9 protein-coding genes are annotated in these 11529 nt (G+C 74.0%); 5 read left to right on the top strand and 4 right to left on the bottom strand.

Annotation, left to right across the window (positions count from 1 at the left end; genetic code table 11):
- From dnaE to DZG00_RS06990, 3 genes are all read left to right on the top strand, one after another.
- Positions 1-3121 (top strand): DNA polymerase III subunit alpha (gene dnaE / locus DZG00_RS07000; RefSeq protein WP_147359946.1); only part of this gene is annotated, 3121 nt, incomplete at its 5' end.
- A gap of 53 nt (positions 3122-3174) precedes the next feature.
- Positions 3175-4221: an FUSC family protein gene (locus tag DZG00_RS06995; RefSeq protein WP_119381839.1), complete on the top strand. Its 1047-nt coding sequence runs from the start codon at positions 3175-3177 to the stop codon at positions 4219-4221.
- Entirely contained in the window at positions 4218-5150 is a 933-nt protein-coding gene (locus DZG00_RS06990) for an alpha/beta hydrolase (RefSeq protein WP_119381840.1), read from the top strand. The genes DZG00_RS06995 and DZG00_RS06990 overlap by 4 nt, the downstream gene beginning before the upstream one ends.
- A 103-nt stretch (positions 5151-5253) precedes the next feature.
- Here the strand turns inward: DZG00_RS06990 and DZG00_RS06985 are convergent, their stop codons facing one another.
- Positions 5254-5820, bottom strand: coding sequence for a YceI family protein (locus DZG00_RS06985; RefSeq protein ID WP_012038201.1), 567 nt, complete (start codon positions 5818-5820; stop codon positions 5254-5256).
- 153 nt (positions 5821-5973) lie between these two features.
- Here DZG00_RS06985 and DZG00_RS06980 point away from each other — a divergent pair, with 153 nt between their 5' ends.
- A complete protein-coding gene (locus tag DZG00_RS06980; protein WP_119381841.1) occupies positions 5974-6951 on the top strand; it encodes an NAD(P)H-quinone oxidoreductase in 978 nt (325 codons plus the stop codon).
- Here the strand turns inward: DZG00_RS06980 and DZG00_RS06975 are convergent.
- The 3 genes from DZG00_RS06975 to DZG00_RS06965 are packed head-to-tail and all read right to left on the bottom strand — an operon-like array spanning position 6948 to position 10174.
- Positions 6948-8411 carry an MFS transporter gene (locus DZG00_RS06975; protein ID WP_119381842.1) on the bottom strand — a complete coding sequence of 488 codons (1464 nt, stop codon included), beginning with the start codon at positions 8409-8411 and terminating at the stop codon, positions 6948-6950. The two genes, DZG00_RS06980 and DZG00_RS06975, sit on opposite strands and share 4 nt — an antisense overlap.
- A gap of 39 nt (positions 8412-8450) precedes the next feature.
- On the bottom strand, positions 8451-9185 hold the full coding sequence (locus DZG00_RS06970; protein ID WP_119381843.1) for an esterase/lipase family protein: 735 nt from the start codon (positions 9183-9185) through the stop codon (positions 8451-8453).
- A 59-nt stretch (positions 9186-9244) separates the two neighbouring features.
- Positions 9245-10174, bottom strand: coding sequence for an alpha/beta fold hydrolase (locus tag DZG00_RS06965; protein ID WP_119383094.1), 930 nt, complete (start codon positions 10172-10174; stop codon positions 9245-9247).
- A 94-nt stretch (positions 10175-10268) separates the two neighbouring features.
- Here DZG00_RS06965 and DZG00_RS06960 point away from each other — a divergent pair, with 94 nt between their 5' ends.
- A complete protein-coding gene (locus DZG00_RS06960; protein WP_119383095.1) occupies positions 10269-11387 on the top strand; it encodes a histidinol-phosphate transaminase in 1119 nt (372 codons plus the stop codon).
- Positions 11388-11529 lie beyond the last annotated feature (142 nt).

The raw sequence follows: 11529 nt of genomic DNA, 5'->3' as shown, positions 1-11529 counted from the left end.
CACGGCCAGGAGCACCGCCCGGAGCGCCCAGGCCGGCGTCGCGCGCACCCGGCCGCCCGCGTTCCTCCTCGGCGAGGACGGGCCGGTCGGCACGGTCATGCTCGGGCCCGACTCGGACGTGGGCCGCGCGGTCGCCGCGGGCGACCACGCGCTCGCGTCCCGACACCTGGCCGAGTGGGCCCGGCTCCTGCCCGGCGCGATCGTCGTGGAGGTGGTCTGCCACTTCACCGAGCCGGGCGAGTCCGCGAGCCTCCGCCACGCCGCCCGCATGCTCGAGCTGGCGGACGCCCACCGCATCCCGGCCGTGCTCACCAACGCCGTGCGCTACCTGGAGCCGGACGACGCGCTCACGGGCGACGTGCTCGACGCCGCGGGCACGCTCCGGCCGCTCGGGTCGTTCCGCCCGCAGCCCAACGGCCAGGCGTGGTTGAAGACGCCGGCCGAGATGCAGGCGATCGCGCGGGAGGTCGCGGGTGCGTCGTCCCTCGACCGCCGGGCGGGCGAGGCGCTGCTGCGCGCCACCGAGGAGCTCGCGGACCGGTGCCGGCTGGATCCGGACGCCGACCTCGCCTGGCGGAAGCCGAAGCTGCCGGAGAAGGAGGTCATCGGCGTCACGGGCGACCCGGACGAGGCCCTCTGGCGGAAGGCCGAGGCCGGCGTCACCGAGCGGTTCGGCCACGTCGACGAGGCCATGCGCCAGCGCGTGCTCGCCCGCATGCGCACCGAGCTGCAGACCATCACGGGGTTCGGCTTCGCCACCTACTTCCTCACGGTGGCCGACGTGTGCGCGCTCATGCGCGACATGGGCGTGCGCAACCAGGCGCGCGGATCCGGCGCGGGCAGCCTCGTCAACTACCTGCTGCGCATCTCCAACGTCGACCCGCTCGAGCACGACCTGCTCTTCGAGCGCTTCCTCGGCAAGGTGCGCTCCACGCTGCCGGACATCGACATCGACGTGGAGTCCGCCCGCCGGCACGAGGTGTACCACCGCGTGTTCGAGAAGTACGGGAGCAACCGGGTCACGCTGCTGTCGATGCAGAACACGTACCGGGCGCGCGGCGCCGCGCGCGACGCGGGGCTCGCGCTCGACCTCGACGAGCAGCAGATCGACTTCATCGCCAAGAACATCTGGCGCTTCAACGCGCGCGAGTTCCGCGCGGTGCTCGAGACGAAGCCCGAGCTCAAGCCCATCGCCGACCTCGTGCGCGACGACCCGAGCATCGACCTGCTGGTCGACCTCACCGAGCGGCTCGACCGGCTCCCCCGGCACATCTCCATGCACCCGTGCGGCGTGATCCTCGGCGACTCCGACCTGCTCAGCACGAGCCCCGTGCAGCCGAGCGGCATGGGCCTGCCGATGAGCCAGTTCGACAAGGACGACATCGACGACATGGGGCTCCTGAAGCTCGACATCCTCGGCGTCCGGATGCAGAGCACGATGGCGTACGCGCTGGACGAGATCCACCGCGTCCACGGCGCGCGCTCGGCCATCGCGGGCGGCATCCCGGTCGACGCGCGCTACGTGCACCGCGACGGGCGGATCGAGCTCGACGAGATCCCGCACGACGACGAGGAGACCTTCGCCGCCATCCGCACCACGCACACGCTCGGCATGTTCCAGATCGAGTCGCCCGGGCAGCGCGAGCTCATCGGCAAGATGCAGCCGGACGTCTACGAGGACCTCATCGCCGACATCTCGCTGTTCCGACCCGGCCCCATGAAGGGCAACATGGTCGCGCCGTTCCTCGACACCAAGCACGGGATCACCCGGCCCGACTACCTGCACCCCCGGTTCGCGCCGTTCCTCGCGCCCACGTTCGGCGTCGTCATCTACCACGAGCAGGTCATCCGGATCTTCGCCGACTGCATGCAGGTCTCCCTCGCGGAGGCCGACGAGCTGCGCCGCAACATGGAGCGCCAGGACACGGTGGTCGAGGCGGCGTTCCGGGAGCGCACCGCCCTGCACGTCGACGGGCGCACGGGCCGGCGGCCCTTCTCGGACGCCGACGTCGAGCGCATCTGGAAGGCGCTCAAGGGATTCGGCTCGTTCGGGTTCTGCAAGGCGCACGGCGCGGCGTTCGCGCTGCCCACCTGGCAGAGCGCGTGGCTGAAGACGCACTACCCGGCGGAGTTCCTCGCGGGGATCCTCACGCACGACCCCGGCATGTACCCCAAGCGCCTGCTCCTCACCGAGGCGCGGCGCATGGGCGTGCCCGTGCTGCCGCTCGACGTGAACCGGTCGCGCGGCGTCTACCGGGTGGAGCGCGTCGAGGGCGAGCAGACGACCGGGCGCACGCGCACGGGCGAGCTGGGCATCCGGCTGTCGCTGCAGGACGTGCACGGCATGAGCGAGGCGGAGCTGGAGCGCATCGAACGGGGGCAGCCGTACGACTCCATCTCCGACTTCTACGCGAAGGCGCAGCCGTCGCGCGCGCTGCTGGAGCGGCTGGCCGCGGTGGGCGCGCTCGACTCGCTCGCCACGTCCGACGAGGACGCCGCCGCCCGCGGTCCCGCGTCGCGCGGCGACGTGATGGCGTACGCGCGGCGGCTCACGGCGCGGGCGGCCCGGCCCGCGGATCCGGCCGGGCAGCTGCCGCTCTTCGTCGACGACCGCGACCTCATCCCACGCGGCTCGCCCGACCCCGACGGCAGGGCTCGGGTCGCCGCCGAGCTCGACATCCTGCAGATGGAGGTCACCGAGCACGTGCTGGAGAGCTACCGGCCGATGCTCGACGAGCTCGGGGTGATCCCGGCGAGCCGGCTGCTCGAGGTGCGCAGCGGCTCCGAGGTGGTGGTCGCGGGCATCCGCATCGCCACCCAGACCCCGCCCATGCGCAGCGGCAAGCGCGTGGTCTTCATCAGCCTCGACGACGGCACGGGCTGCTCCGACTCCACCTTCTTCGACGAGGCGCAGCAGAAGGCGGGGCCCATGCTCTTCGGCACGCGGCTGCTCGTCATCCGGGGGCGCACCAGGCGCACGGGCGAGCGCGGCGTCTCCATCCAGGCGGAGGACGCGTGGGACCTCAAGGAGATGTGGGCGCGCTGGCAGGACGCCAGGCGGCAGGGCGGCGCGGCAGGCCACGGCGGCGACGGGATGGACGACGCGGCCCAGGTCGCCTGACGCCGACCGCGCGCGGGATGATGGGAGCACCCGAGTCCTGCCGGAGGCCGCACGTGCGCATCACCACGACCGTCCGCACCACCACCCGGATCCCGTTCGTCCAGGTGGTCAAGACCTCGGTCGCCGCGATCATCGCCTGGTTCGTCTGCATCGCCCTGCTGCCCGCGCAGCTGCCCATCTTCGCGACCATCGCCGCGCTGCTCGTGGTGCAGCCGAGCATCAACCAGACCTTCGGCAAGGCGGTCGAGCGCAGCCTCGGCGTGATCACGGGCGTGCTGCTCGCGCTCGGCCTCGGCCTCGCGCTCGGCACGTCGAGCTGGGTGGTGCTCACCGCGGTCGTCGTCGCCGTGCTGGTGGGCTGGGTGTTCCGGCTGACGCCCGGGTCGAGCACGCAGATCCCCATCAGCGCCATGCTCGTGCTCGCCATCGGCCAGCTCTCGCCCGTGTACGCGGTCGACCGCATCGTGGAGACGATCATCGGCGCGGCCATCGGCGTGGTCGTCAACATCGCGATCGCCCCGCCCGTGCTGCACGAGGCGAGCCGCCGCGCGGTGGTCGGCCTCGCCGGAGACTGCGCCGCCGCCCTCGACCGGCTGGCCGGCGCGCTGTCCGAGCCGGTCGACCGCGCGGAGCTCGACCGCATGCTCACGCGTGCCCGCGAGCTCCGGCCGCGGCACACGAAGGCCGTCGCCGAGGTGGACAAGGGGCTCGAGAGCCTGACGCTCAACCCGCTCCGCCGCCGGCACCGCGCGTTGCTCGAGGCCGACCGCGAGCTGCTCGCGACGCTCACCGTGCTGGTCAACCGCGTGGTCGGCATGACGCGCGCGGTGCACGACCGCTACGACCCGTCGCTGGCCGAGGAGCCCGTGGTCCGCGGGATCGCGACCGAGCTGACGCGCGCCGCCCACGACGTGCGGCTCCTCGCCGAGCACGCGCTGCCGGGCGACGGCCATGGAGACGCGGACGCGCCGCACGAGGAGCCCGCGCTCACGGCGCCGCTCGTGGTGCTGCAGCCGAGCGAGGAGCACTGGATCCTCATCGGCTCGCTGCTGGAGGACATCCGTCGCATCCGCTCGGAGATCATCGGCGGGGCCGAGTGACGCGGCCCCTGCCCGGCTACAGCCCGCTCGAGCTCGACCCGGATCCGGGAGCCTCCGGTCTCGTGCGCGGCACCACGCCAACCGCGCTCGGCGTCGTGCGGCACCACCACGTCCCGGTGCGCGGCTCGGACACCGCGACGGTGCTGCTGCACGGCGCCGCCGGGTCGTGGACCACCTGGACGCCGCTGATCCGCACGGCCCGCGACGCCGGCGTCCCCTTCGCCGACGTGATCGCGATCGACCTGCCCGGCTGGGGCGGCTCCGAGCTCGACGCGGCCGACGAGGAGGCGACCGTGGACGCCATCGCGGATGCCGTCCGCGCCGTGGTCGACGGGCTCGGCTACGCGCGCTGGCGGCTCGTCGGCCACTCGATGGGCGGCTTCATCGCGCTGCACCTCGCGGCCCGCGACCCCGATCGCGCGGTCTCCGTCGCCCTCGTCTCGCCCACCACGTACTCGGTCATCGCGTCCGTCGCGCATCCCGTGCGCGCCTTCCGCGTGATCCCCGGCTTCACGATGATGCTCGGCGTGATGCGCACCATGCGCCGGCTCGGCCGTCCCGGCACCGCGCTCATCCGCGGCGTCGGCCGCATCCGCCTCATGCGGGCGATCGCGCTGCCGCTCTTCGCGCACGGCTGGCACGTGCGCCGCTCGATCGTCGACGCCATCGCGACCGAGGCGCGGCCCCGCGCGTTCTCGCTCGCCGCGGAGGTCACGCGCGGCTACGACGCCGACGGGCGGTGGGCGCGCATCGCCTGCCCGGTGGTCGCGGTGCGCGGCGACGACGACGTGTTCGTGTCCCGGGACGACCTCGACCTGCTGGCGCGCGCCGTGCCGGCGCTCCGGTCCCGGGTGATCCGCGACGCCGGGCACTTCGCGCACGTCGAGCGGCCGGTCGAGACGCTCCGCGCGCTCGGCCTCGTCCCCTGAGGCGGGTGCGGGCACGACGACGCCCCCGGTCCCTCTGAGGGGAACGGGGGCGTCGGGTCCGCCCGGAGGCGGGGCGGCCGGACGGATGCCCGGCCGGTGCGCGCTAGGCCGCGGGGGTCGCGAGGACCGCCTGGATGTCGAGCGTGATGGTGACCTTGTCGCCGAGCAGCACGCCGCCGGTCTCGAGGGCCGCGTTGTAGGTCAGGCCGAAGTCCTCGCGGTTGATGACCGTGGTGGCCGTCGCGCCGAACTTGGTGTTGCCGTAGGGGTCGCCGCCGAAGCCGCCGAACTCGACGTCGAACGTGACGGGCTTGGTGACGCCGCGGACGGTGAGCTCGCCGTCGACCTTCGCGTCGCCGTCCTTCTCCACGCGCACGGCGGTGGAGACGAAGTCGATGGTGGGGTTGTTCTCGGCGTCGAAGAAGTCGTTGGTGCGGAGGTGCTGGTCGCGGTTCGGCTCGTTCGTGTCGATCGAGGCGATGGTCGCGTGGGCCTTCACGGAGCTCTGCTCGGGCGTGGCGCCCGTGACGATCTCGGCGTCGAAGTCCTTGAACGTGCCCTTGACCTTGCTGATCATGATGTGGCGGATGCTGAAGCCGACCGACGAGTGCGTCTTGTCGATGGTCCAGGTGCCGGCGATGTATCCGGGGACGGTGGTGGTGTCGCTCATGTGCGTGCCTCTCGTACGGGGTCATGGGTGCGGGCCGACGGCCTCGAAGGTATGCAAGCGCATGGATCTGGGTCCTATTCCCGAATTCAGTTGCGAGTTCATGTACTTCTGGGATCGGCCGGGCGCGACCGGCGGCGGGCGTACCGTGGCGGGATGCGCGCGATCACCTTCCCCGCCCCCGGCTCCCCCGACGTCCTCTCCCTCACCGAGCTGCCGGATCCGGTGGCCGGGCCCGGCGAGGTCCTGGTCCGCGTGGTCGCCGCCGGCGTCAACCGGGCGGACCTCAGCCAGCGCGAGGGCGCGTACCCGCCGCCGGCCGGGGCGCCGACGCACCTCGGACTCGAGGTGTCCGGCATCGTCGAGGCGGTCGGCGACGGCGCCACCCGCTGGAGCGTCGGCGACCGCGTGTGCGCCCTGCTCTCGGGCGGCGGCTACGCCGAGCTCGTCGCGGTCGACGAGCGGCACGTCCTGCCGGTGCCGGACGGTCTCGACCTCGTCGAGGCGGCGGGGCTGCCCGAGGTCGTCGCGACCGTGTGGTCGAACGTCGTCCTCGACGCGGGCCTCGCGCCGGGCGAGACGCTGCTCGTGCACGGCGGGTCGAGCGGCATCGGCACCATGGCGATCCAGCTGGCCGCCCGGCTGGGAGCCCGCGTGGCGGTGACGGCCGGCAGCCCGGCCAAGCTCGCGGCATGCCGGGCGCTCGGCGCGGACATCCTCATCGACTACCGGGAGCAGGACTTCGTGGCCGCGCTGCTGGATGCGACCGACGGGCACGGGGCCGACGTGGTCCTCGACGCGATCGGCGGCGACTACATCGACCGGGACATCCGCGCGCTCGCGCGCGACGGCCGGATCATGGTCATCGGCGCGCAGAGCGGCGCGCCCACGAGCATCGCGCTCGGCCAGCTCATGGCCCGGCGCGGTCGGATCTGGGGCACGACGCTCCGCGCCCGCGACGCCGACGACAAGGCCCGGATCGTCGCCGCGATCCGCGCCGACGTGTGGCCGGCCGTGGCCGACGGATCCGTGCGACCGGTCGTCGACCGCGTCTTCCCGCTCGCGGAGGCGGCCGCCGCGCACGCCCACGTCGCGTCGTCGCAGCACGTCGGCAAGGTGCTGCTGGCCGTCTAGCCGTCGGCGGTGGTCGTGCCGCCGCCGGCCGTCTGGCGGGAGCCGTGGCGCGAGCGGATCCCGACCAGGGACACCAGCCCGCCCGCGACGAGCAGCGCCGCGGTGACGAGCACGACCCGGTGGAAGGCGGCGACATCGAGGTCCGGTCCGGCGACCAGTCCGATCGCGGCGATGGCCACGAGTCCCGCGACCCGCGACACGGCGTTGTTGACCGCGGACGCGATGCCCGCCTGGGTCGCCGGCACGGCCTCGAGGACGGTCGCCGTCAGCGGCGCGACCGTCATCGAGAGGCCCAGGCCGAACACGAGGATCCCCGGCAGCAGCTGCCCCCGGTAGTCCACGGGTTCGGCGACGCGCAGCATCAGCAGGTAGCCGCCGCCCGCGACGATCGGGCCGATCCCCATGAGGAGCCGCGGCCCGATCCGCCCCGCCAGCGCACCGAACCGCGTCGACAGAAGCAGCATGATCACGGTCGTCGGCACGAGCGCGAAGCCCGCCGCGGTGGCGGACAGCCCGCCGGTCTGCTGCAGGAAGACCGCGATCACGAACCCGCCGAGCGACAGCGCGCCGTAGATGCCGACCGTCGCGATGTTGCCGACGAGGAAGTCCCGCTCGCGGAAGAGCGACAGCGGGAGCATCGGGTGCGGGGTGCGCCGCTCGCGGAGCACGAAGAGCACGAGGCACGCGACGCCCACGACGAGGCTGCCGACCACGAGCGGATGCGCGGGGCCGAGACGCGACTGCTCGATGAGCGCGAAGACCGGGCCGCCGATCCCGACGGCGCCGAGCACCGCGCCCGGCACGTCGACGCGTGTGCCGTCGGCTACCGGCGCGTCGTGCGGGAGGCGCGCCAGGAGCACGAGGGTCACGGCGATGGGCAGCACGTTGATCCCGAAGACGAGCCGCCAGTCGAGCGCGTCCACCAGCACCCCGCCGAGCACGGGGCCCACGAGCATCGCGGTTCCGGTCCAGGCCGTCCACGAGCCGATGGCCCTCGCCTGCGCAGGCCCGCGGAACGCCTGGGCGATGAGGGCCAGCGAGCTCGGCACGAGGAGCGCACCGGCGGCGCCCTGGGCGGCGCGCGCGGCGATGAGGATCACGGCCGTCGGCGCGATCGCGCACACGAGCGACGTGACGCCGAAGCCGACGAGACCCCAGCGGAGCACGCGAACGCGCCCGAACGCGTCGGAGAGGGAGCCGGCCAGGAGGATCAGGGCGCCGAGGGTGATGAGGTAGGCGTCCACGACCCACTGCTGCACGACGAGCCCGCCCCCGAGGTCTTCCCCGATGGCGGGGAGCGCGACGTTGACGACCGTGCCGTCGAGGAACGCGACGAAGGAGGCGAGGATCGCGACCGCGAGCACGGTGCGGCCCCGGCCGTCCGCGGTGCCGTCCGGATGGCCGCCTGCGGAGCCGTCCGCGCCGCCGTCCGAGCGGGCGGGGGCGGCGGGATCGGGCATGCGCTCAGTATGCGCCCCGTCCGGAGACGGGTCAGGCGGTCAGGCGGGCGGTGCCGCCCGGGTCCCGGCGCGGTCGATCGCGGCCTCCACGCGGCGCAGCACGTCCTCGTCGCCCATGATCCGGAAGTGGCCCGACGCCCGGACGCGCTCGTCCGTCGCCCCGTCGAGCGAGCTGCCGCCGGGGATGTGCGGGTCGAAGCGCGCGAAGACGCTCGTGATCCGCGCGTTCACCTCGCGCGACCGGCCGAGCTCCACGAGCGCGGCGTCCCGCGGCGAGAAGTCGCGGATGCTGCGCACGGGGAACAGGCGCGCGTACGAGGACCCGCCGAACGGCGCATTGATCGCGACCATGGCGCGGATCCGGCGGTCGGGGTCGCCGAACGCCATGAGGTGCTTGCCGATGAGGCCGCCCTTGCTGTGAGCGACGATCACGACGTCGCGCAGGTCCTCGGCCTCCAGGTATGCGCGCGCCCGGCGCGACATCTCCGCGACGCGGCCCACGTTCGCGCCGAGCGCGCCCACCACGTGCACGCCGTGGCCGCGCGCGTGCAGCCGCCGGATGATCGGCAGCATGAACTGCCAGCGCTCGTACACGCCCGGGAGCACGAGGACCGTCGGCCGGTCGTCGCGGCCGTCCTCGAAGGAGCGGGCGTCGTCGCGGGAGAGCGTGGCGGCGGCCTGCCAGCGGAGGACGTAGGCGTAGTCGAGCGCCCAGTCGAGCGCCTTGCGCACGGCCGTCAGCGGCGGGATGGGGTCGGGTCCGGCGGCGCTCACCGCTCCATCCTGCCCGCGCGGCGCCGGCGCGGGGTGCGGGCGCGGGGTGCGGAGCGCCGTCAGCCGACCCGCGCGTGCTCGACGATCGCGCGCGCCACGCCCACCGGGTCCGTCTGCATCACGACGTGCGGGCCGCGTGCCACCCGGTACGTGCCGCGCGGGATCCGGTCGGCGAGGTCGCGCGCGAACGCACGGTCCACGACGGCGTCCCGGTCCCCCACGATCACGAGCGTGCGGGCGCGGATCCGCGGCGCGCGCTCCTCGATGGCGTCGCCGATGAGGTGCGGCAGCTGGCGCACGTAGTACGGGATGCCGCAGCGCAGCAGGTAGTCGCCCAGCACGATGACGTTGGCGAGCAGCGGCTCGCGCAGCATGTCGACCGAGAGCGCGACGGCCGCCCGCAGCAGTCCGCGCGTGCGCGGCGGCAGCGTGGGCGCGATGAGCACGAGGCGGTCGGCGACCCCGGGGTGGTCGACGGCGAGCCGCGCGACGATCTGCGCGCCCATCGAGTGGCCGACGACGACCGGATCCACGAGCCCGTGCGTCCGGATGACCTCGGCAACGACGGCGGCGTGGTCGGCGAGCGTCACGTCGCGGCGGACGCGCGGCGACTCGCCGTAGCCGGGCAGGTCGACCGCGAGCACGGTGCCGTGCTCCGCGAGCAGGGCGGCCACGGGGTGGAAGTAGCGCGACGAGACGCCGATGCCGTGCACCAGCACGAAGGAGGGCCGGCCTGCGGCGGGCCCGGCCGCGCCGATCCCCGCCGGGGCGGACGACCGGGTGCGACCGGTGTTCGCGCCGGCCGTGCGGAACACCGTGATCGCGATCCGGAAGCCGAGGACGGTCCGGCGCTCCAGGTCGTGGTCGACGGGCACGGATCGCGAGGCGTAGCGGCGGGAGAGCATCAGCCACCGGGGCGGGGCGGACCCGGTGCGGTGCACGTCCCCCGGGAGCCTCGTGCGGGTGAGCCGGGCGAGGGGGGAGCGCATCCGATGACCCTAGCCGTCCGCCGCCGGGCGCCCGCCGTCCCGGTCGATGGGAGGATGGACCCCCGACGACTCCCGCCGACGCCCGAGGAGACCCATGAGCCCCGACTGGACCGAGACCACCCTCGCCGACCTGCCCCTCCGCGACGGGATCCGGGGCGAGGAGCCGTACGGCGCCCCGCAGCTCGACGTGCCGGTGCTCCTCAACGTCAACGAGAACCCGTACCCGCTGCCCGAGGAGGTCGCCGTCGCGGTGAGTGAGGCCGTGCTGGAGGCCGCGCGCGGGCTGAACCGCTACCCGGACCGCGAGTTCCTGGAGCTCCGCACCGAGCTCGCCGACTACCTCGCGGCCGACAGCGGCCTCGCCCTCGGCCCGGAGAACGTCTGGGCGGCGAACGGGTCCAACGAGGTGCTGCAGCAGGTGCTCCAGGCCTTCGGCGGCACCGACCGCGTCGCGCTCTCCTTCGCCCCGCACTACGCGATGTACCCCGAGTACGCGCGCAACACGCTCACCACGTGGGTCTCCGGCCGTCGCCAGGAGGACTTCACGCTCGACCTCGCGGACGTCACGGCGCTCGTGGAGCAGCACCAGCCGAGCGTCGTGTTCCTCACCTCGCCGAACAACCCCACCGGCACCGCGCTCACCACCGCCGAGATCGAGCACGTGCTCTCCGTCGCGCCCGGGGTCGTGGTGATCGACGAGGCCTACGCCGAGTTCCGCCGCGAGGGGGTGCCGACGGCGATCTCGCTGCTCCCCGACCACCCGCGGCTGATCGTCTCGCGGACCATGAGCAAGGCGTTCGCGTTCGCGGGCGGCCGGCTCGGCTACCTCGCGGCGTCGCCCGCCGTGGTCGACGCGCTCCGCATCGTGCGCCTGCCGTACCACCTGTCGCGCATCACCCAGGTGAGCGCGACCGCCGCCCTCCGGCACAGCGGGGTGCTGCTCGCGCAGGTCGCGTCGCTGCGCGAGGAGCGCGACGGCCTCGTCGACTGGCTCCGCGGTCGCGGATTCGAGGTCGCGCCGTCGGACGCGAACTTCGTGCTCTTCGGCCGCTTCCCCGACCGGCACGCCGTGTGGCAGGGGCTGCTCGACCGGGGCGTCCTGATCCGCGAGACGGGGCCGGAGGGCTGGCTGCGCGTGTCCGTCGGGACCCCGGAGGAGACGGCCGCGTTCCGCGACGCGCTCGACGACGTGCTCGGGACGCCGCGGGGCTGAGCCGCCCGCGCGCGCCGGATCGCGGTCGCGTCAGGGCCGGAAGCGGATCCCGGTCGCATCCTCGGCCGCCGCCCACCACGTTCTTCCTGCTCCTCAAGGTGAAGGACCTCGGGCTCGCGCTGGTCTTCGCCCTCGCGATGGT

It is taken from the genome of Clavibacter lycopersici (assembly GCF_003576405.1).
In the GTDB taxonomy this organism is placed as follows: Bacteria; Actinomycetota; Actinomycetes; order Actinomycetales; family Microbacteriaceae; genus Clavibacter; species Clavibacter lycopersici.
The sequence above is the reverse complement of the archived record's forward strand: the minus strand, read 5'-3'. Positions and strand labels throughout refer to the sequence as shown.

Bases quoted from the DNA above. Each gene is read 5' to 3' on its own strand.
- DZG00_RS06985 (WP_012038201.1), bottom strand. From the start codon at position 5,820: ATGAGCGACACCACCACCGTCCCCGGATACATCGCCGGCACCTGGACC.
- DZG00_RS06980 (WP_119381841.1), top strand. From the start codon at position 5,974: ATGCGCGCGATCACCTTCCCCGCCCCCGGCTCCCCCGACGTCCTCTCC.
- DZG00_RS06975 (WP_119381842.1), bottom strand. From the start codon at position 8,411: ATGCCCGATCCCGCCGCCCCCGCCCGCTCGGACGGCGGCGCGGACGGC.
- DZG00_RS06965 (WP_119383094.1), bottom strand. From the start codon at position 10,174: ATGCGCTCCCCCCTCGCCCGGCTCACCCGCACGAGGCTCCCGGGGGAC.
- DZG00_RS06960 (WP_119383095.1), top strand. From the start codon at position 10,269: ATGAGCCCCGACTGGACCGAGACCACCCTCGCCGACCTGCCCCTCCGC.